At 39.7% G+C, this 22094-nt stretch carries 19 protein-coding genes and 1 pseudogene; 2 read left to right on the top strand and 18 right to left on the bottom strand.

Translation table 11 applies throughout. The annotated features are described in order from the left end of the window. Window positions 1-110 precede the first annotated feature (110 nt). The 18 genes and pseudogenes from GTQ43_RS35875 to GTQ43_RS35790 form a co-directional block, all read right to left on the bottom strand. The gene (locus GTQ43_RS35875) at window positions 111-482 is read right to left on the bottom strand and encodes a hypothetical protein (protein ID WP_265277463.1); all 372 of its coding nucleotides are present in this window, start codon (window positions 480-482) and stop codon (window positions 111-113) included. Window positions 483-487: 5 nt separating this feature from the next. Then, on the bottom strand, window positions 488-2299 hold the full coding sequence (locus tag GTQ43_RS35870; RefSeq protein ID WP_265277462.1) for a hypothetical protein: 1812 nt from the start codon (window positions 2297-2299) through the stop codon (window positions 488-490). A 146-nt stretch (window positions 2300-2445) separates the two neighbouring features. Beyond that, on the bottom strand, window positions 2446-3744 hold the full coding sequence (locus GTQ43_RS35865; RefSeq protein ID WP_265273659.1) for an IS4 family transposase: 1299 nt from the start codon (window positions 3742-3744) through the stop codon (window positions 2446-2448). A 148-nt stretch (window positions 3745-3892) separates the two neighbouring features. Further along, window positions 3893-5395, bottom strand: coding sequence for a DUF3854 domain-containing protein (locus tag GTQ43_RS35860; protein WP_265277460.1), 1503 nt, complete (start codon window positions 5393-5395; stop codon window positions 3893-3895). A gap of 109 nt (window positions 5396-5504) precedes the next feature. Next, window positions 5505-5996, bottom strand: coding sequence for a relaxase/mobilization nuclease domain-containing protein (locus tag GTQ43_RS35855; protein WP_265277459.1), 492 nt, complete (start codon window positions 5994-5996; stop codon window positions 5505-5507). A 5-nt stretch (window positions 5997-6001) separates the two neighbouring features. Then, complete coding sequence (locus GTQ43_RS35850; RefSeq protein ID WP_265277458.1) at window positions 6002-7771, bottom strand: type IV secretory system conjugative DNA transfer family protein; 1770 nt, start codon at window positions 7769-7771, stop codon at window positions 6002-6004. 1 nt (window position 7772) lies between these two features. Then, a complete protein-coding gene (locus GTQ43_RS35845) occupies window positions 7773-8264 on the bottom strand; it encodes a hypothetical protein (RefSeq protein WP_265277457.1) in 492 nt (163 codons plus the stop codon). 164 nt (window positions 8265-8428) lie between these two features. Continuing rightward, window positions 8429-8977 (bottom strand): hypothetical protein, encoded by a 549-nt coding sequence (locus tag GTQ43_RS35840; protein ID WP_265277456.1) that lies wholly within the window; start codon window positions 8975-8977, stop codon window positions 8429-8431. A gap of 67 nt (window positions 8978-9044) precedes the next feature. Continuing rightward, on the bottom strand, window positions 9045-9860 hold the full coding sequence (locus tag GTQ43_RS35835; RefSeq protein WP_265277455.1) for a hypothetical protein: 816 nt from the start codon (window positions 9858-9860) through the stop codon (window positions 9045-9047). Further along, window positions 9857-11410, bottom strand: a complete 1554-nt coding sequence (locus tag GTQ43_RS35830; protein WP_265277454.1) for a TrbI/VirB10 family protein — start codon at window positions 11408-11410, stop codon at window positions 9857-9859. Before GTQ43_RS35830 ends, GTQ43_RS35835 begins: the two co-directional genes overlap by 4 nt. Continuing rightward, window positions 11407-12198 carry a hypothetical protein gene (locus tag GTQ43_RS35825; protein WP_265277453.1) on the bottom strand — a complete coding sequence of 264 codons (792 nt, stop codon included), beginning with the start codon at window positions 12196-12198 and terminating at the stop codon, window positions 11407-11409. Before GTQ43_RS35825 ends, GTQ43_RS35830 begins: the two co-directional genes overlap by 4 nt. A gap of 5 nt (window positions 12199-12203) precedes the next feature. Continuing rightward, entirely contained in the window at window positions 12204-12389 is a 186-nt protein-coding gene (locus GTQ43_RS35820; RefSeq protein ID WP_265277452.1) for a hypothetical protein, read from the bottom strand. Between the two features lie 149 nt (window positions 12390-12538). Next, complete coding sequence (locus GTQ43_RS35815) at window positions 12539-13303, bottom strand: hypothetical protein (protein WP_265277451.1); 765 nt, start codon at window positions 13301-13303, stop codon at window positions 12539-12541. A gap of 120 nt (window positions 13304-13423) precedes the next feature. Next, the gene (locus tag GTQ43_RS35810; protein WP_265277450.1) at window positions 13424-13771 is read right to left on the bottom strand and encodes a hypothetical protein; all 348 of its coding nucleotides are present in this window, start codon (window positions 13769-13771) and stop codon (window positions 13424-13426) included. Then, window positions 13731-14132 (bottom strand): hypothetical protein, encoded by a 402-nt coding sequence (locus GTQ43_RS35805; protein WP_265277449.1) that lies wholly within the window; start codon window positions 14130-14132, stop codon window positions 13731-13733. Before GTQ43_RS35805 ends, GTQ43_RS35810 begins: the two co-directional genes overlap by 41 nt. After that, a pseudogene (locus GTQ43_RS35800) lies at window positions 14133-16951 on the bottom strand (hypothetical protein). A gap of 90 nt (window positions 16952-17041) precedes the next feature. Further along, window positions 17042-17305, bottom strand: coding sequence for a hypothetical protein (locus tag GTQ43_RS35795; protein ID WP_265277448.1), 264 nt, complete (start codon window positions 17303-17305; stop codon window positions 17042-17044). Window positions 17306-17384: 79 nt separating this feature from the next. Beyond that, complete coding sequence (locus GTQ43_RS35790; protein ID WP_104910129.1) at window positions 17385-17972, bottom strand: hypothetical protein; 588 nt, start codon at window positions 17970-17972, stop codon at window positions 17385-17387. Between the two features lie 755 nt (window positions 17973-18727). Here GTQ43_RS35790 and GTQ43_RS35785 point away from each other — a divergent pair. Together GTQ43_RS35785 and GTQ43_RS35780 are read left to right on the top strand one after the other, a co-directional pair. Next, window positions 18728-19402, top strand: a complete 675-nt coding sequence (locus tag GTQ43_RS35785; protein WP_265277447.1) for a hypothetical protein — start codon at window positions 18728-18730, stop codon at window positions 19400-19402. A 2009-nt stretch (window positions 19403-21411) separates the two neighbouring features. Beyond that, window positions 21412-22074 (top strand): tyrosine-type recombinase/integrase, encoded by a 663-nt coding sequence (locus GTQ43_RS35780; protein ID WP_265277446.1) that lies wholly within the window; start codon window positions 21412-21414, stop codon window positions 22072-22074. The last annotated feature ends 20 nt before the right edge of the window (window positions 22075-22094 follow it).

Raw genomic sequence — 22094 nt, 5'->3', positions numbered from 1 at the left:
TCATAAGTAATAACTGATTTTTATTTTTAATAGCTGGTTTTTAGGGTTATTTTACTTGGTTTAAACCCATAAATTGGCATATCAATTTTTATTATTAGAAGTTAGTTTTATCAGTATTTATTATTTTTGATGTATTGTATGTATCTTGAATGGGGTCGGTCTTTACTTGGAGTTGCCCACGTTCTGGAGGTATTTTGATGATGTATTAATTTAATCATCTTAAATTTGACTAATCCAAGCATTTTTTTCTCACTTGTGAGAAATCCAGGTTCAGTACTTTGAGCATTTCGGGACACAGATAAAGTATTTCTCACCTCACCAATAATATTTTCGCGCTGTGTGGGGTCTAGTGCGGGGGTTATTGACGGTGAAGGTGGGTGTTTCTCCATCATCAGCGCCAGTCTGTAGGCCAATTGGTTGTCAGAAAAGCCACTGTTGCGGTTGATGATAGTGATGGTTTCGGCTACTGAGCTAGATTGCATAAGTATTACAATTCTAATTCCTGTGAATTAGTAGTAGGTCGTTGTGGAGTGTGAGCTTTTTGGGAATGTACTTCAACCTTGGGCGTATAAGTATTGTTAATAATCTGGCTACGAGTATTGAGCAAATCCTGAATAATATCACTCAAAGGAGGGAGTGAGATGTTCGTTTGCCCTTTGTTGTGCTGCTCGAATTGACTTTGAAGGAGAATTTTCTGGTAAAGTTCACGTTGCTCTCCAATAGTCAGCTTGCCAGTTTTTGAAAGTTTTTCCCGTAAAGGGTTGTTGTACTGATTGGCAACACTAGACCAAGTTTTATTCGTTTCTAAATCGTGCCAATGAGAGGCGATGTCAGGATGGAGAGACACGGGTGTATCACGCTTTGGGTCAGAAGAAAACTGTGGCTGTGCTTCTGTAAGAACGTGCGATCGCAAATCATTAACAATGTGAGCTAATGGTGGAAGCACAATATCAGTACGCCCATTGTGATTTATCTCCCTCCAGGCAAGATTTTGAATCTGCTGGTAGAGTTCACGCTGTTCACCAACAGTTAATTTTCCAGTTTGCTGAATTTTAGATTGAAATTCTAAATGTCCTTGCGCTACAGTCTCATGACTTGAACCATCTTTTTCTAACTGCTCCCAATATTGTTTCAAAACTGGATGTAGTGGTAGCACAGCGTTGTCTTGTTTTGGAGAATTAGAGCTTGCTCCTTGTGGGTTTGATTGTGTCTTGCGATCTGGTACGTTAGGCGTAGATTGAGTAGATTGATATGATTGCTCCTCGTCTAAATTACGGGTAATTTCGGGATGAACAGGCAAATCAATGTCACGGGTATCTGTCGGGTTGCCAAATAATGCTTTGTAATTAATATGCAGTTTTTGTGCCAACAGTCTTAACTTCTCCAAATCAGCTTCAGTGATAGCCATCGCTTGGGCTTGATGAGTCATCCCAGTGTCAGTTTTCTCAAACTGAAAGCGAACAGCTTCCCGATTTGTACCATTGTGTTCAGTTTTGAGTAATTGCAGAGTAGATGTATTGTCACTGGTTTGCCGAAAAAGAATCCGGTAATTGCCCAAGGTTAAGTCGTCTTTCTCGAAGCTAGTAATAGTTTGTGTGAGAATTTTTAATACCTCGTTTTCTTTGAAACTTTCTAAAATATTGTGTGTGCCTTTAGGAGAGACTGAACCAACGACAGAGGCTATTTTGCGAGGGTCTTCATCAACAGAGGGCAATTCTTTACCAGCTTTCAGGTAGTCAGCCACTAACAAAAACTCCTGCCTTTCAATAGGCAGAATGTTAATTTGTTTTTCTCTCCAAATTTTTGGCTCAGACTCTATTTCTGTGTAAGAAAGTTTAATATTGCCTACGTGTCCCCATTTATCAGCTTGAAAAGTCATTAACTCTACATCATCATGACGACGATAGATACTGTATTTATCAGCGCCATGATTCTTAATTACAAAAGCATCAGCATGGTAGATTTTGCAACTGGTCTGCTGTTGTTCATCTTTAGCCTCAACACCATATTTTTTTAACAAAGTATAAGCAGCAAAAGCTATTTGTTTATTCTCACTAGCTTCTAAGCGCTTTCTAAAAAAATTAGGCTCATAAAGTGTAACATTTTCTTTTTTAGCCCAAGAAGAACTAGTTACAGCAGTTTCAGTTGACTGGGCTGGCTCAGGGGCAACATCTAAATGAATAATGTCTGAATCAATAACTTTTATATCTATAATTTGTGAACCAGGGTCAACAAATGGTTGACGACGATTCTTGTGAAATACATTCATGTTTGGTTCTAATTCGGGAGCATCTGTCACAGTAAAATCTCCTTTTTGTTGAGCAATGGTTTTGACTGTGCCATCCTTGAGCTTGATAGTAAAACGTAAACTATCAAGTTGATTTTGATGCCACTCCTCTAGAGATATAGCCCCATTGGTGACAAGTTAAAGCTGTAAGTCTTTTGTCAAGAGGCTTTGAGAGAATCGCTGAAAAAAAACTGGTCAGACCCTCGTTGGAGATCAGGAAAAGGAGCGACAATTAACTTAACGTTTGGTTTTCGCTTCTGTTTGATAATACCTAAATCTCGATTTTGAGGGTCAGCAAAATACTTAATAGTATCTGTTGTGTTACCTTTTTGATGAGCCATTGTAAAATGGTAAAGACCACGATAAATCATTTCTAATGAGATTTCATCAAAGGGTAGAGAGAGTTCATCCGCTACGGCATCACCTAAATCTACTAAAACCGCATAAAATAACCACGTCGCCCAAATTTGTAACTTAATTCCATTAATTGAACCTGTCCATAAATAACTTAACCCCAAGAGTCTTTTGACTATATTAAAAGCATCTTCAATTCGCCAACGCCGCCGATATAAATCTGCTACTACATAAGGGGGTAAAACATGAGGGTCTAGGACGCTGGTTAAATAAGAATGCCATGTTTTTCCCGACCTTACTTCAATCAAACGTAAAGTTATAAACGGAGTCTTTTTAGTGCCAGAACCGAGACGTATCTTCCGGTCTCGCAGTCCATAACTATCTGTCAACACCTGTTCTACTTTGATTGCTGCTCCTTTCTTTATTCTGGTAATAAAGTCAACTTTATTCTCGATTAATTGATGCCAAAAGTTAAAGTGATAAAAACCTCTATCTAATAAGAGTAAAGTTCCGGCTCTAACTAAATTTAGGATATTTTCTTCTAGTTTAGTATCAGAAGCTTTAGGATTTTCTTCAAACCAAATTTCTACAGGTAATCTGGTCATTAAATCAATGACTGTACTCATCTTTCCTGCTAATTGTCCTCTTTGAGCTTCCTCTAAACTTTGTATTTTCCTAAACAATGCCTCCAGTGTTGACCCGTCTACTATCCAAATTTTCTCGAATTTTAATAATGTAAACTGAATACTTTCTGGTAATGGACGTTTATTTCTACTATGCCAAGCCGCTCTCAAACTAGGCAATAAATCTTTAAATACTTTTTCAAATAATTCTGATGGAAATGTCAAAAATCTCTGTGATACTGCTTGTTGACTAACTTTTGTGGGATTACACCACAGAAAACCGTCTCTGGCTAACATTCTTGTCAGTTCCCTGACTCCTGCTACATCTCTCCATAACAAGGTCAGCACCGCAGCCATCATCAATGGTAAATTCAGTATCCGTTCCCTGAGTCCTAGTTTTCGGTAGTAATTTTCTTGATTTGTAATCGCTGGTGTCAGTAATCTTTCCAGTTGCTCTGCAATTACTTCGTCTTCCACCATTGGTCTGTGTTTCTTTTTGGCATGGTCTCTATTGGTTTTTTTGCTGGTGGTCATGGCTAAGTCTCAATCGCTCAATTACTTGTCTAGATTGAGTTTCCCACTATTTTTGAACACTACAAATATCACCCTTGACAATTTCTCCTTTTCCTTAACTTGTCACCAATGATATAGCCCCGGCAGATAACTTTTCAAAAGCTTCTTTTCCTTGTGAAACTATAAAATCATCTACACCTTTATCCGGCCCTGGCAGCGTTACTACTTTAACGACAGCACCAAATTCTTGTAATAAGCTTCCTGTTTTCCAAATATCTCTTTGGATATTGAGCTTAGTTTCAGGCTTCGTTTCATAATCAAAGCAGATTTTGATTTCTCTACCAGAAGTTGCGAAAACAGCTAACTCATCAGCCAGATAGGAATCACCAATTTTCTTGCCCCACTCGTTTTTAGGTGAGCGATAGCCGGAGGAAATTCCCGGTAGTCCGATGGCAGCATGACCCTGGCTTAACAGACTAGCCGCCTTCTTCGCCCCCTCTGTAATGACGAGTGGGATATTGTGTTTATACACACAATACCAAAAACCATTCAAGCGATCGCTATCGGTGGGGTTTACTCCAGCTTTTGAGTAAATATTTTGGGCAATTTCCCCTGGGACATCTAGTAAGAAAATACTCAAATCAACTGATGGTGGATGCTCATATTTAATGAACTTGCCTTCAACCGCAACAGTGAACCCATCTTTTTTCACGGTTTTGGGTCTGGGGCGGTTTGGCTTATAACATCCCCATTCTTTAATTTGAGGTTGCTCACCAGGGGTAAGATTAGCAAATGTGCGCGGATCTACTCCTGAATTACACCACCAGCCACCTGCATCTAGATGGGAATAGAGTTCTAAAAGCCTAATAGAGAGGCTACCTGTATTTGTACGTGAGAGTTTGTCGCTGATCATCAGCCGTTCCCAAGCTTCATGTTCGCCACCGACATAGCTAAAATGAAGACTAGAGAAGTTGAGATGTGCAATATCTGGTGCGATCGCGCTGCCTACTACGAGTTCGTGCCAATGTTGCGGATCAATATGTTCTGGGTGAGGCGGGATATGTTGAGTATTTTGTCGCTCAAGTTTTTTACTACTTATGCCATTGTTGGCGCTTTCAACTGTAAAAAAAACATTTCTATGGATGGAAGCATTTAAACCTAGATTTTCTTGGTCTTGAATAGGTAGATATTCCTGGGTGTTCTGCCACATCTGTATAGTTAAAAACTCAACAGATGTGGCAGAAGGCGGAAGAATTAAGGGGGAATTGGGGTTAGGTAAAACTGGAGGTAAATCAGGCTCAGGAGAAAAATTCGACGGTGTTATATCATTACTGCCGGGAAGAAGTTTAGGCAATAAATATGCCATCATCTCTTCTACTTGTTCTATTTCCTCATCTGTTACACCTTCAAAGTTATTTTTAGACCATTTCCAGCCACCATCCTCATCAGGAGTAAGAAAATAAGTTTCTTCTCCTATTTCGATTCGACATTTTAAATCAATAGCTGATTCGATTGATTTATAAATAAACTCTCCTAAAGGATAAATAAAAGCTCTAATAAAATGCTGACTAGCTCTAGCGTAAGCGGAAGTGAGTTGCAAATGTCGTTCATCAAACATATTTATTTGGGTGTAGCAGAGTAAAGGGTAAAGGGTAAAAGGTAAAGGGTAAACGGATTAAAATTCATTCTTTTTCGCTTTTCCTTTCCTTTCCTTTCTACATTCTTGTCTAACCGCAACAGTTGCAGAATCGCCTTTGCAAATATTTGTTATGAACAGGGTTGTCGATGATGAGAGAACAAGATTGGCGCAGAACCTCATATTGTTGCCAGTTAGCCCCCAAGCATTTGATATCGATGAGCTTACCTTGGGGTGTAATGCGATTAAAAATAATATGAATATAAATATTGCCCTTTTGAATATCTAAAAAACAGATATACTGCAAATCATGCCAGCCGATACCGTGAATATATTGGTTAACAATTTTCAGACAAGATTCTTGATTTAGTTGGATGTAAGTGTTTTTTAAGCTGATGATAGTATATATGCCCAAATTCCTCAGCTTTCGTCTAGTTTTAGATAAAGTCTTAAACTCCTGAATAATTTGAAGGGGAGGCAGACTAATATCAATAAAACTACCATTCGCCAAAATTTTTTCTTGAGATAGTGTTTGAATTAGTTCAAAATTATTAATTTTTAATTCTTCAATAGTCATTTTCATAACAATCAAATTCCACTGTCAGATTTGTTTTGATTAATCATGCTGCCGACTTCTTTGAATGTCAGTCTAGAATTATTAGAAACAGCTTGAGGATTGTCGGGAATTGGAAAACGCTGCTCGACTTGCTTAACTCGCAAAGCTAAATCTTGCTCAGAGGGAAATTTCTGTGTACTCTTCCTAGCCAGTAAACTAACAATTCTCGCCCATTTAAGTTGATTGTACTTATCAATATTTTTGAGGGTTTGAGAAATTTTGATAGTTTTGAGTAAAGGAACAGACCCCTCCTTTCTATTAGCATAAGCAGGGTTAATGAAAACGCATTTACCAGCAATTAACTTCAGAAATTGAGCCGATTCAAAAAGCTTTCTAGTTTTTTCTTGGTCGCTGATGCTCGTGCTATTATTTTTACTACCAGTAGAACGGCTTTTTTGCTTGTACTTAATCTCTTCATCACCCAAGAAGTTGGAGAATAATTGCGCCGACTCGTTCTCACCAGGATTGAATATAAACTTAGTGCTGCAAGCGCCAAGGATAGCTTTAGCAATATCCTTACCGTAGTTCTTCTCAAGCTGCCCCATATTTTGGAAGCCGATAATACCGCAGAAGCCCTCAGAGCGAGATTCGTTGAGCCACCTATATAAATCAGGTAAGTAAATCGAGGGTAATTCATCCAGTGCAACGATCAGTGGATCAAGTCGCTTTTTGGCAATGTTACGGGCGATGGTCATGTGTAAAATGCTGGTCATCAGGGGCCCTACTGCATCTCGGCGTTCTCTGTCCAACCCAAAGATAATCATCTGCTTTCCTTTAATTTCCAAAGGTAAAGTTGTCTTACCGATGAAACAGCCCAAGGTGTTTTTCGCCATAAAGCGAGTGAACATAATACTGGCGGTAGCAACAATGCCTGCAACAGTTTTTTCAGATGCAGCAGAACTGAACAGTTGCCCAAAGGCAATTTTCACCCAAGGATTGAGAGAGGCAGCCATCAGGCGTTTGACCATTTGTTCGCTAGAAAGTATCGCGGCGCAAGTCATAACATCTGCGAATTGACCGAACTCTTTAGCTAACATCAGAATTGCCTGAGTCAGCTGATCCCCTGAAGGGCCAAAGAACCCATCTTCAGTTGAATTGCCCAAAAGTCGAAAATTCTTATTGATGACAGTGGAAATTTGTCGGGACGATTCGGCATCACTACTATCCCGAAGAAAATCTAGAGGATTGCAAACTTCAGATTCAGGAAATCCCGGTGCAAAGATGTGAACATCATAGCCCTTATATTTAGCATAGGCAGCAACTTTCGCTTGAGAAGGGTATTTGAAGTCATAAACTATACATGGAAATTCTTGATCAATTGCCGAGTAAATCATCGGGTTGATGGCACTGAATGTTTTACCACTACCGGGAGCGCCGATGACTGCCGTACCCCGTTGCACATCAGGGATATAGAAAGTAGTGCCACCACCTTTTACCTGATGCTTACCAATGTAAAGTGCCGCACTATCACATTGGGGATTGACGATTTGCAAGATGGCTTTTTTCTGAGCAGTAGCAGTTTCTTTAGCTCCACCCCAATAAGAGGTAGCAATTTTCTTCTTGTTACCATCGCCAAAAAATACCCTCATCAAAATATAAGCACCAAGTAAGGACAAAACTGTTAGTCCATTGGGGGTGAAAAGAGAGTGAGTGTACTTGCCAATTGCGTCATTATGATTTTGTAATTGCTCAAATCGAAATCCTTGAGGATTAGCGCTATTTATTTTGAAAGATTTGCTCATTTTAAGGTAGAGAATTAGGTTCACCAAGAACGATAGGGTCTTTCTCTCGGTACTCAATAAAAGGCACAGGCCCAATGAAGTATGGACTGCAAGTGCGACCAATGAAGGGTATAGTTTTGCAGATGCGGAAAAACATAGTAGTCTCCACCTTTCCACTGTCTTCATAAATATTCCAAACAACTTGCTTAAAGCTGGAACCAAAGGGGTTTCGACCAGTAGGCTCTTTACCATCATTAAGAGCTTTTAAAATGCCAAATCCACCATTAACCTTTTGGAATTTCCCGGATATCCACTGTGTTCCAGTAGTCTCACCAATGCCGGACATTTCCGTATGAGCGCAATTGTTTTGTAGACAGGGAACGTTAAAGCCATCTTGGTAGCTACCAGATATGGAGCGGGTACGGTTAGCTTCAATATCTCCCAATGGCAGATCAACTTTGGCAACAAATGAAAGGTCGAGTGTTTCCAGCCCTGGCAAATTATCCCATGTCAAAGTTGATAGTCCAGGTACCCCATTAATTTTGGAGTCTTGCCAATTCTCAAATCTATTAATAGATGTGTTTTCAATGTCGGAAATAGATGTTAGTGAGTAATTTTTTAAATTTATTACTCTTCCTAATTGAACGTCACGTAAACGAGAATTTCGGCTGGCGTTACCTATTGTGCCCCAGTAATTCCAAATCTTCTCAAAAAATCGCTCACAGGTTTAACACTTGTAACATTTCTATTACCTAAGCCAGGGATCGCTTTGGTTAAAGATGGTAAAGTCTGCCATCTTGTTAATTGAAAATCATCTAATGTTAACCCACTTAAATTGATTCCTTGCACTGAAGCTATGGTTGAGAGATTTAAATTTTCTATTGCTAATTGAGGTGTTTCAAAATCTCCTAGTTCCATAAACTCGCTAATGCTTTGTCCTGCTGCCCAGGTTCTAGTTTCTGTTTCTGTACCTCTTGTACCTGGGTAGGTAACACTGCCACTAAGAGAAATAATCATGTCGCTGAATTTGAAACGCGACCAATCAGGAGTCAACCCATTAGGAGAATTGATAACGGGTACTTGTGCAGAGGCTTTGGGCATGATTAACCCAATGGTTTGATTGAGTAGCCCATACTTGATAAAACTATGAATCAATAAGCTACCTACTAAACCAAAAAAAAGGAAGTAACGTAAGGCGTTATCATTGAGGCGAAAAGATGATTTCATAAGCCATTACCGCCGTGTTAAATTATCAAACAGAATACATACGTCAGTCGTCAGGAGTCAGAATAATTTATCTACGAAAAAGCGGATAAATAATCGAGTTTAAGTCTCCCACGTTCTTTATTCTGGCTCCTGACTTTTGACTTCTGAATTCTTCAACAGAACTATTACTCAAAGCGATTAATTTATTAACTAGTTTTTGGGAAACAGAAGCCTTATTAGCAGCAGTAGAAATGTCATCACCTGCTTGTAAATAACCGATTAACTTTTGCAATCGTTGATGTAGTTCATCTTGCTGATTCATCCATCCACTTTTAATAGCTACAACAATACCGCCTCGAATTTGGTTAATTGTTTGCTGTGTTTTAACTAATGATTGCAATTGAGGCTTCGGGACTGTTTGTTCTCGTGCCACATCAGCCTTGATCGCCACTTGACTATATTTAGGAGTGCCATTACTTGTTGCTAGTCGAAAACTGTAAGTCTTGCGTTCACCAGAGGATGACTGCGTAACTACTGTTAACAAAGTGGTAGATGTTTGCGGTATTCCGGGAATGTTTATTCTCTTGATCCGTCGCAGATGAATCAGCCCAGCACCGGGGCTAGAGCAATTCTGATCCAATCCCTCTAAACAACCATCTGTGTCAAGCAGAATTTGCGACGGATCATCTAACCAGACTTTTTTAATTGTCTCGCCAATTTCATAGAAAGAAATTGCTACACCGTGACCATTCCAAACGTTGATAGTTTGTAGTTTGGCCTGCGTCCCACTAGCTTGAGTTTGTTTGATGGTGCGAACGACTGGTGCGGCAATTGTGGATAGTGGAGTCGCGGCGAGAGCCAACGCTAGAGTGCCGCTTGTAACTGTGTTAATTACGCTTTTCATGGCAACTCCAAAGAACGATTTACATTAAAAGTGACTTTGGTTCCCTGTGGAATAAACCAAGTATTAGGGCGAGAAGTAATTTCTTGAGTATTACGTTGATTACGTTGGCTGATGTTTTGGCTAACTTGACCAAAAAACCCTGACATTAACGCACCTGTGAGATTGCGCTGATTGCCACTACTACGTTTGCGAATCCTGCCTGTGAATTCATCAGAAATTTCTTCTTCACTATCCGGTTGGTTCATAATCTCCCCAACCTTCCCTAATGCAGACACAGCGCCACCAAACAAGTCACTACGGGCAATCTCGCCACCCCTGTCCTGAAATCTTCGAGCTATTAGGGGTCTACCACCAACTCCTGTCACGGAAATCGCACCCGCAGAAATAGGATATTCTGTATTATCTTTGATGATCGCTCTGACATAAGCAACAGCGTAACTGCCGCCATCAACTGAAGCTAACTCGACTGCCAATAAACTACCCGAAGGGATTGCCACTTGCCCATAGTTATCGCGTAAATCCTCTTGCAGTCTAGCAATAGACTTAGTGTTATTAGAGGTTGGTGTTTGTGTCTTTCCTGAACCATTAACTGTGGTTTGAACTAATGGGGTAACAATCACACCACTAGCAAATGAGCCAACTGTCAAATAACGAGTTTGTTTACCTTGGAGAATTTGGCTTTCTTGAGGTAAATAATTGTTAGCTAAAGTAATCTTGTTAACTTTAGAAGTCGCTTGCCACCTGGGGCGGATCTTTTCAATCGACTCGCTTGAGTTTTGCGGCGTGGTTTGGTCAAAATTGTTTGTATCTGTTTGTTCATTCGGTTGATTTTGAATTGCTTGAGCTTGAGCAAGATATGGATCTAATGAAGATTGTTTACTGGTGCTAGTTTCGGTGTAGGCGATTTTGCCATAAGAACCGATGCTACGAAGTTTGTTCAATTGCTTAAGGGGATCTAGGGGCGTGAGTGTCCGTGCAGATATAGATGGTCTTGGAGAAAAACTCGTGCTTGTTGGTGGCGGAGTGTAGGTTCTAATCGGTTGTGGTGTAGTCTGAGTTACGCGACGTGGTTGTGTATTTTGAACAGTCCGTGGCGCAGGTTGTGGAGATGGTGGGCTAGATGGCACGACCTTTTCAGTTTGAGAAACTGGTACTGGCGCAGGTTGGTCTTTTTTATTTTTGTTAATACGACCTAACTCATCTTCTTGATCCGACAGAGCTAGTTTTGCACGAGCGTCACCATCCCCCTCATCATCTTGTGTTTGTTCTGTAGCAGTAATAGTTTCCCCTGGCTTTTGAGCAATCTTTGGTGCTGGTGCGGGATTGAAAACACCATTGAGCATCAAAAATATAGCTAAAAATCCAACTCCAAAAGGGACAGCAATTATTGCTAGTCTTGACCAAGGAGAAGTGACAAATGTGTGCTTAGTCGGTACTAATAAACTTTCCGGTTCTGCTGCTTTATTACCATTACTTTTATTAGCATCATCTATTTTGAGCAAATCCTCTAAAGTCGATACAGACCCATTTTTATTATTCTCTTCACTCATTTTCTTTTGCCAAAATCTAAATCGACAATTTCGGTAATTTCTAATCCGGCGCGACGGGCTGCATAGATTTTCTTAGCTAGTTCGCTAGTATTAGCTGGGATATACTCTGGATTAGAAATTGATGAAAGTGTAATGGTTTTATTAAAAGTAATCCCTTTGCCCGAATTATCACTACGTTCAAAAGTTACGAGCGTACCAATAAAATCTATTTCCCATTGACCATCTTTGAGTTGCCGTGGCTGTGAAATAAATCTAGGGATTAAAGATACTTGCGTATCACCATTAAATATGCTCGTGGGAGTAATTGAGGCTAATTTTTTCAGAAATGCGGCTCTAAATCCTCCATTTTCACTCAAAGCAAATGCAGCTTCATAAGCTTTACTTGTGACTCGGCTATTAGATTTCTTATCAAGTCTGCCTACTTCTACCCCAGTATCTTGTTTAGTAATAGGTTCGCCTTTTTCATTAAAAGTTCTTACTAAACCATCCCAGTTAAGCATTTCAATAAAAGTATCAGAAACAAATTTTTTAATTACTTCATCAGACCGTTCTTTTGGGTCTACTGCTCTGGCTGTAATGGTATCTCCTGATGAGAGTTGTACTAATGCCAATTGTTTTTTATTTAAAACACTAATTGCTCCATAATTTAGAAATTGTAATAACAGAGAAAGCGCAGCCATTGAAAACCCAGCTAGAGAAATTATCCCAACTCTTGTTGTTACATATTTGTTGTAACTAAGTAATTGCAATGGTTCTCTGGGTTGAGTTTTATTTTTTTGATTCAGCATAGGTTTTATTTAGCTAATTTCCCGACTAAACTACCACCTTTAGTAGCAACACCTTTAGCAACCTCAATGGCAATCCCACTGTAATTTTCAGCAGCTTTATTAATTTGAACTAAAACAGAAACGCCACCACCAGCCGCTAAACCTGTAGCTAAGAATGGCGCAATTATACCAATTGTAAATAGGAAGAACATTGGCTGATAAGATTTAGATTCAGCGACTAATTGCCCGGCGAAACCAACTATGATATTGAAGCAGAGCTTGCCAAAACCTACACTGAAATATCCTACTAACCAACTGTAAATTGATTTAGCTCCGTAAGGTAGCAGAGAACCACCAACAGCTACAGGCCCAAAAGTGCTGTTACAAGCATAGTCAGTTCAATTCCCCATTGATAAGCCCCATTCATCCCGACTAAAATTATCGTAACTATATCAGTAACAGCAGACCCAACAAAAGCATTAATGGGAGACAACATTAAATCGATTCCATTTGCTTTTCCATCTTTCACATCATTAAAAGCATCGATAGCGCCATCAACCGCATCTATAAACCAAGAAAAAGCTCCATTATTTTTGTTAAACTTATCTGGATATTTTTTGGTTAAATCTTCTTTAGCTTGAGCCAAACAGTTAATTTGTTCTTGTTGACTTAAAGATGAATTCCTACATTTATTTACAGCAATACCAATAGCGCTACGTGCTGCTTCAGTTCCCAATGCACTTTCAAATGCTTGCTTAAGGTCAATTCCTGCCGCCGCTTCGCTAAGAACTATATTATTTACATTATTAATATAGTTTCTAATCCCCAAAGTTGACTTTCCTAGTACATCCCCCTTATTACTGAGCAAAAGAACTACTATTAACGGCCAAATAAAGTCTGTATAAGCTCTTTGTTCTTCCCCCGCCATCATTTTTTTTGTCCATTCAACGACGAAGAAAGTTAGTGTTGCTACAGCAAATAAAGCTCCGACTGTACAAATTGCTGAATAAACACCACCTGTAATAGTTTCGTTCCAAAGCTCATCAAATCCTTGAGCTATTGAAGCTGCATTTTCTTTTGCTAAATCAGCTAAATCACCACCATCTAGTTTGGCTAGTAAAAACATGATTTGAATCCTTGCTCAATACAGTAATTTTGTCAGACATTTGAACGCTAGTTGATTGTTTGTGTAGGAAGGAAAAGCTCTTGTAACTTTACCTCCTACTGTGTTTCTATACCCTTTTAATCAGTCAGCAGAAGTAGGATCTAGCCGTGCATTAAGTACCACTTCATGCACTAAAGACAATCTGCCATCTTCTTCGGAGTTCTCCTTTTGCCTTTGGGAATCAAGATGCTCCGCTACTTGCGTTAGCATCAAGTTAGAGTAAGCATTGTCCTGTCGGGCTAATAAAGAATCAGTACGCTGCTGTGCCAACATTGACACAATTAAGCCGTTCTGAGACGCGATCGCTTTGAGAACATTCTGAGAAGCGTCCATATTCTGCGCCTCATCAGCAATACCTTTTGCAAGTTTAGCGATTTGTGCAGTAGTATCAATTTTTTCTTGAGTTTGCTGCTGTCCTTTTTTTTCCAATCACGCTGGCAATCGAGCCAAGCGTCAATTCACGCTCTAGCTTCTGTGCTTTTTCTTGGGCGACAGCATAAGAATAATCATCCTTGAGCGTATTTTTCAATTGTTCAGCCGAAGCAATTGGGTCAGGCGCACCCAATTGTCCAATAGAACTATCAATTGCCGCATTAGCATTTTCTTTGATGTCACCCCAAGCACTGTTAATCTCACCCTTGGCCCATGCTTGAATTTCCGAAACTTCTCCTTGAAGATCCGATACGATAGAACTAAAAAAATCGTTGATGCTGATGCCATAGCTAGGTGCTGCTATCAATAAACTGCCAACTGTAGCAGAAAGTATTACCCCAATTGTCCGCTTTTTCATTTAAGCTACCTGTCTTGTATGTGATTTTGAAAGTAAATTCTTCGCTAATTCTGATAACTCTTCCCCCCGAATCATTCTGATATAATCCTCACTAAATTTGACTAACCCAAGTAGAGGATTATCTTGATAGTGCTTGAGAAACAAACTGCGTAATTCTTGCTCATTTGGATTATTAGCAACTGAGGCTAATAAACAGTACGCAGGATAATAGCGACAGAAAGTTAGCTTGCCGTTATCGTCAAGCAACCATTGTGAGTAAATCCCCGACTTTTTTGGATAAAAAGCTTCTGTACTGTTGACCCTGATGATTTCAATAGGATATTTAAAGCGAACAATAAACGGGTCAACAGCTGATGATTGAATCCTGCCTACTAAACGTGTGGTGATATTGGCAAATATCTTTTGTGCAGATGCGCTCTGATATATAGTCTCTGGTTCTTGGGCAGAGATGATGACGCGGATACCAGACTTCGCACCATTGGCACACAATCGCCCAATTAACGAAGCTATCGCATCAAATTGGAATAAGATTGGCGCTTCATCAAGGAAGAAGATCGAAGCTTTTGATGATAATGCACGACGTAATGCCGCAGAGTATGCACTAAGAGCGAGTATGGCAGCATCAGCTTCACTCGATAAATTACGTAAAGCGAATACTAACAATTTGGCATTAGTTCTAAAACTGGATGGGCGTGAGATTGATTGTCCTACCCTGGTACTCAACCAATAATTTATTCTCAGCCTGATTTGCTCTAAGGCTTCGGAAATCTCTTGACTCTTACTAGCAATAGAATCTAATTGTATGAAAGCTGGAGAACAAAAATTATAAAAATCTTTGAGTGTCGGAGTCTCGTTCCAATATTGAGTCCCAAATCCATTTTGTATTGCTGACTTGTAGCGTGATTTAATTTCATCATCATTAAAAAATGTTTTTAAAGCTAAAGCAATGATTGACTCAATATTGGTGGTAATCGTTGGACTGACACCAATCATGCTCGTCCCCATCACCATTGTCATCAGCACTGATTTGAGAAATTCCTTAAAATCGTTCAATCGCTCATTTCTCAGTTCTGCATCCAGAGAGCGCAAATCAGGAAGTTCAAAAAGATTGTTTGATTCTTTGGAGATGTCAAAGTATGCCCCATTTTCACCCAGCAGATTGGTGTAGTCGGTGAAAGTGGATGTACCATCTGGTTTGGGATAGTCTAGTGCCACTACCGGAATATCTTGTGCAAGCGCCGGCGTAAGAATACCTGCCACCAGCACTGATTTACCTGAACGAGTTGCGCCGAAGACTGCCAAATTCTTATGATTCTGGTACAAGTCTAGATGTACTGGTGTGCCGCCTTCTTCTGCGATTAGCTCAAAGCCAGTGCGATCGCCTGTGGCAGTCCTAATCAATGGCATCAGCCCTGGTGCTTCCGAACTAAAATATGGCAGTCGGCGGTTAAAAGGCTTGGTTAACAACGGCTCCCAAACAAATGGGCAACACTGCAACCATGTCTTCCAGGCGTATTCAATCTCCCGGTCAACTACCGCCGGACGCAAGAAATAGCTGGCAAGATATCGGCAAGCTTCGTCTAATTCCCGTGGGGTTGGGCGGTGGACAAGAAAAGCAACTGCGGTATGCACTACTACACTACCTTTATATATTGTCTTCTGCGCCTCTACCGCTTCTTCAATATTCATGCCTGATTTGACATCAATATTTCCTTTCTCTGTAGATAAAGAAGTGCTGGTAATTGATTGCTTGGTAATGCGTTGAAGATTTGTTTTAGAGATAGTTTGATTTGCCTTTGTTACCTGACAAATAACCTCGGTATCATAAATACTATCTCTAGAAATTAACTCCCACAGATATCGCAATTGAGCTTGCTCGTCATACCACCCCCCTGGCTTTTGGCTGAAGTTGAGCGCCCCAATATATTTATTTTGTAGTTTTACCCATTTTCTATCGAAAAATGGCACAGACTCCTCATTCTCTAACATCTGGTGGCGGATGTGAAAATCGCTCGTCTGAGTTTCTACTATTCCATCTATTGGGTCAATTTTTAATGGATTAGGGATTGCCGGAGGAGTAGAGTAATTAAGCTGTTGCCAAATTGTTGACCAAATTTCTTCAGCACTTAAAACCCTAATCCCCAACTTCATCTTGTTGCCCAGGATAGCTGACCACTGTAAAAATCCATCGTTAAATGAATTTTGCAGAATATTTTCAATTCTAGTATTGTTATGGGCGTGAATTTCACCTGTAAAGCGAAACCAGCCCTTTTCTAATTTTCTAATCAGAGATTCTATAAAATCCTTAGACCGTTCATCGTCATCAATAACAGTGTAAGTACACCATAGTCTCAAAAACTTATTCTTCCTAGCTCCACTTTCCGTTAGTTTTTTAGTCCTTAATCTTTCACTACGTATTAACAATTTTAATTGGTCAATCTGACAATTACTCTCTAGCTTGGACAGTTCTTCTTGTCGGTGATAATCAGACGTAAAAGAACCTAAATGTATTGTTAAGTTTTCCCCTTCGGGAATTTCTTTTAGCCCCGCTTCTATCCCCTCAAAGATCGGCAGCATTTGCGATGATTCTAAATTCGGATGAATCCCTAAACAATCAAAGCAGAATTTAATTTGAATATTTTCACCTTTTTAAGAATTAATGCGCCTACGCCCTGCCTACCTCCTAAGTTGAGGTCGCAAATACCCGCTAAATGGATAATATCTTCAAAGGGAGTGAGCATTTTCACAACACTAATCTGCTCCTTTTCTAATGCGACTTTACCTAATTTATCTTTAACTTTCTTAGAAGAATTTGGCATAACTTTACCAATAACTAAAATTTAACTAGAACTTAGAATTTATTTTTCTGACGACTTCCGACTTCTGTTTCTGTTGTATTGATTGAAATCTCATATATCCCTACTAATCCGAGGGACGCTAACGAACTTACCGAAAAAGTCTTTATTTGTAGAAATTGTCCACCATGTTGCCCATCCCCAAGCAATACTTAATCCTGTACCTAACCAACTTGTTTTCAGTAGATAATTAAAGATAAATACATTGACTACTGCTATTAATGTCCAGGCAAATATTTGGTCAGCAGGGAATGGACCTAGCCTTGGTCTTTCTCCTAAAATCCTATTTACTGTCCGAAAATCATGTTTATCTGACATACTTATTGATTTAATAAAAAATTATCAGCTATTAATGCAAATACGTATTTATCAATAACTGATAACTGAAAAAGCTTTTTTACTGAACAATCAAGCCAGTAATTAAATCTCCAACAAAAACTGCCATAACTATGATTAATGGAGTTCTTGCTAGTGTCTGCCAGTCTTCATCATTCCGTGCAGATTGAATAATCCGAACTAGACTGATCCCAACATATAATAGGAATAAAGCTCTCAATACATTGAAAAAAAGCGCGATAACTGCTGCTGTTTGTCCATTGCCGGCATTACCAAAAGTGGTGGTCATCCAAGTTTGAGCATTATTGAAGAACTGAGCATTAGCTGGAGCCGCCGCAAAATCAATTAGGCAAATTACTGCTAACAGCGCAAACAACACAGCATAGAGATTAACTCCATACTTTCGTTGTACTTTATCGAAGTTAGTAAATAATGCTTGTGACTGTTTCGGCAAGGCAATGACGATGGCAGACGCAATCATAAATCCACCCATCAATATATTGTGGACGGACATCTCTGCTATCATCAACACACCAGTCACACCCATGAGTGTGAGTGTGCCTTTTTTCGCCCTGTCATTCTTAGAATCAGGTAAAAGTGTTCCTATTGGTGAAGCAGCAAAATCTGGGTATCCGTAGTCAGTACGCATCTGCTTTCGTTCTCCTGAACGATATCTTGAGGGATAGGCACATTCTTGAATAAGTCAACCCCAAAATCCACGTACTCTGGTACGGAAAAAAACAGAACTGTAGTACTGTATAAACATTTCTAACAGCAATAATCTACGTAGATAAAAATCTCTTTCTTGTATTATCAGTCTTTGTGCTTGATATAATCACATCCTTAATCATTAATTAGTATAAATCTTTGTGCAAACTCTTCAGTAAGTATCAAATAGGGGGGATTGACTATTCGCTAGTTTTATGGTGTGAAATATCTAAATTAGTTTTAACAAAGTTTGGGGGTTTAAGTCCCCTGCCTAATTAAAATCCCCGTTACAAAACTTAATTGCAAATTGCGAAAAAGCGAATTGCGAATTGCGAATTGCGAATTGTTTAAGTATCCCTACTCTCCATAAATTGAACTTTACCTTCGATACCTCACCATGTTTTGCATCATCACTAAAAACTGTTAAAACTTGAGTGCATGTATAGAACAAATATGTATAATACTTGCAGCTTGTAATTCAGCATTTGTTAGAAGTAGATATTTGGTCAAGCAAGGAAATTGGGAATTAATTTTCAGTCAGGAGTCAGAATTCAGGAGTCAGGAGCCAGAATGTTGCAGAAGAGTGAATTCTTTTCAATCAATAGAAGAGTTATACGCTCATTGCTTTTAAATTCTGGCTTCTGACTTCTGGGTGCTGAATTCTTACAATTTTCATAATCATTTGTTGGAGTATTTATGAGTACAAGAAAAATATTTACAGCACTTGTTTCAATAGGTGTAGCACTATGCTTAGGAGCTTGCCAGTCTGAAACAGACTTGGTTGCTCAGGCAGAGAATGACTTAAAACCGGCTTATGCGGCGGCAACTGATGAGCAAAGCCAAAAAGATAAGGAAGTACAGGAGCAAATAAGGCAATATGTAGAAGAGACACCTAACTTATATAGAATAACTTGGAAGGTATGCGGAGATTATAGAAGTCGTCTTCGGGATGGAGTAAGATGTAGCGAAACTAAAATTCCCAAAACTAAAGGATATGTTGATCCCGTTTACGTCTGGGCAGCTAATGGGGTGCAGTTTGTTAATAAGCAACACTTTGTTAATAGCTATTGGGCTACAGGATTGTTTGTCAAGTCTAAAGGATGCTTGAACTCAGGTAAGCCAGGACAAGAGCAATTTTATAATGTAAAAAATTTCACCAGAGATAAAACGAATGCTGTTCCTACCGCAGCAAACGTGAAGATTGAAGCTCTGTCAAAGCAGGAAAAACAAACAGTAGTAGAACTTGCCTTCAAGGACGCAGAAGTAGAAAATTATGCGCTGAAAAATTTTGGTGTGTCAGCAACCACAGGATTAATACCCACTGGGAAAACTTGCTTAACATTAGACGAATGGAAGAAGACGCAATCGTAAACATCAGGCACAGTCGCTTCCTTGGATCGCAGTTCAGTCGCGGCAACTTCCTCCATCTCCACCACAACCAACCAACGCAAGTATTGTCTTATTCTTTCTTAGATAAAGAAAATAATTTAACTTGTTGACCCCTTGCCCCCTGCAAGCGGTAAGTTAACTTTAACCCCAGTTGGTCTAACAACAACCCCAACAGCCTCTCTTGGTTTGGGGTCAGAGGGAACAGTGAAACCCAAAATTTTTGATGTGAGCAGCGCAGTCAACAGCGATCGCCGTTTCTAAGTTAATTCAGCCAGTAAATAGTTTTGCTCACGCACATCAGTTATTTAGCAAAGTTTTGTAGTTTTTTATACTTAAGTTTTGCAGTCATTGATTACTTCATGCTTATACTAAGGGATGGCGTAACCGCAAGAGCGTAGCTGATCGCTCTATGAAAATCGCAATTTGCCGACCATTGGTCGGCAAAAACTTAATTATGATTCTGAAAAACTAATCCTTTATATGAGCCAAGATCGAGGGTGTTAAAAGGAGCGGGAATTTGCAGAACACCATGCCATACGATGTCTGTGCCTTCCCTTATGCCCTCTGTATAACTGTATTTTTGTAATCTAAAACACCTTGTATTACGCAATTATTATTACTGTAGGCAGCGCTATGCAGTAAAACTTTCTGCATTATACTCATCTAGGTAAATAGGCTAAATGAACCTAACATAAGCTTATTCGTTTACCTAGACAAGTATCATGATACAGCACGGGGGTTTTGTTCGATGTTAAAGTTTTATTTTTGACTGTGTAATTTACGACATGATAAACTAACTCGCAATCACCTAAAGTTCCTTCGCCCATCAGGGAGCATCTTGGCGTTCAGGCACTTACAAGTAATAAAATGCCCAGCCGTATCAAGGATATTTCTGGCGCTTTCGCCCTTCTCCCAAAGGGAGACGCACTCGCGTTCGGGGCGAAAGCTAGGCTCATAGCATTTTATTATTTGGATCTCCCTCACCCTGAAAATTGATTCAGGACAAGTTCGGAATCAATCGGAGAAAAGTTTGAGTTTTTGGCACGCAAGTTTTACCCGTTTATTGAAGAATTTTTTATAGAGGAATCAAACCACTCTCAAAAAATAAACTTAAAATGACTCTATAGTTTTATGGCGTGATAGCGATTAAATAGCGGGCTATTCCGATAAGCTTGATTTGGTATGAAAGAAAGCAACAGAAGCAGGGAAGAATTTTGTACAAGTTTATTAAAATAAGCACCTTTGTCCCTTTTCTTTAACCCAAACCTACACCTGTAATATTTGTGTATTTAACTGTTAGGAGTATGCTCTTTGACCTGTTGCATTACTGATTAACTATAAAGTCATTTTTAGCTTATTTTTTTCACCGATTTTTAGGTTTTTCTTTTAGAAGTGTATTTTTAGGGGGAACCACAAAAAAAAGATCCCAGCCTTGTTCTTAATTGATCGTTGTGTGGCGTGGATCTGGATCGTACTTTCGTATCTTTATGAGCGGGTAAGTGCCTTACAACCCAAATCGGGAAAATTGACTTGCCTGAAGATGAAGCGATCACTTACTTGGGTAGGTACCTACACGTTGAAAACACATTGTAATTTCAGACATCAAAAACTAACTTGCCATTCGGTAAAGTCCCAACGGCCGTTTCTGCATTGTTATCAATCAATATTGATATTGGCTAACCACAACAACTGGTGCTTTCAGGTGAAAGCTGCGGCGATTGCACGGAGCGCAACTGTCCATTAAAGAATTATTTGTCAGTTTTAAATAATTAGTGTCCAAACGCTCGATTTTTTAACTCTGTGCAATTTAAATGATGGTCTAGCTCTGTAAATCCAGTTTTTTAAAATTAATCTCCCTTTCACTTACAACAAAGGCCCTCATTATCCACTCAAGCTCATCTGCATAGCTGCGAAAATTGCACCCCGTAGCAATTCCTGTCCCGTGGACTGGGATAATAAGAACAGGGCGGGGTGTTGATGGGACAGCAACCTTGAAAATTGATAGGCATGGTCAAGCAAAGATTCTGTCTTTGCAGGAAATCCAACTTCTGTTCTCGCAGGGGGTAGACTCGCTACGAGACAAAGCGCTGTTTGCGGTGATGCTTTACACAGCGTGTCGAGTGAACGAAGCAGTGACGTTGCTTAAGCGCGACGTATATGATGCCAAAGGAAAAGTCAGAGCCAAAATCATCTTTCGCAAAGGTAACACGAAAGGGAAACTGGCTACCCGTGCCATCCCGGTAATTCAAGAATTGCGAGTCAGGTTGCAAGCATATAAACCGCGTGATGATTCTCCTTGGCTGTTCCCTGGAAATGCTGACCACTCAAGAGCCAATAACCACCTGCACCGGGATTCGGCATTGTGGATATTGCGAGTCGCTTGCAAAAAAGTAGGAGTTGAAGGCATAAGCTCTCACAGCTTTCGGCGCACAGCACTTACCTCGATGAGTAATGCCGGAATTCCCTTAAGAGTGATTCAGGAAATCTCTGGGCATCGCACGTTGGACGAGCTGTACAAGTACCTGGAGGTGAGAGAAGATCAAGTATTGGGAGCGGTATCATCTTTAGCACTACTTGCTCCGGTTGATGAAGACGACTTCGGGAAATCCTGGTTAGTCGAAGTGACCGATAATTCAGTGCATGAAAGCTCTTGACCCCATTTTACCAAAAAATC

It is taken from the genome of Nostoc sp. KVJ3 (assembly GCF_026127265.1).
Classification (GTDB): Bacteria; Cyanobacteriota; Cyanobacteriia; order Cyanobacteriales; family Nostocaceae; genus Nostoc.
This window is presented reverse-complemented; position numbering and strand designations above follow the sequence as displayed.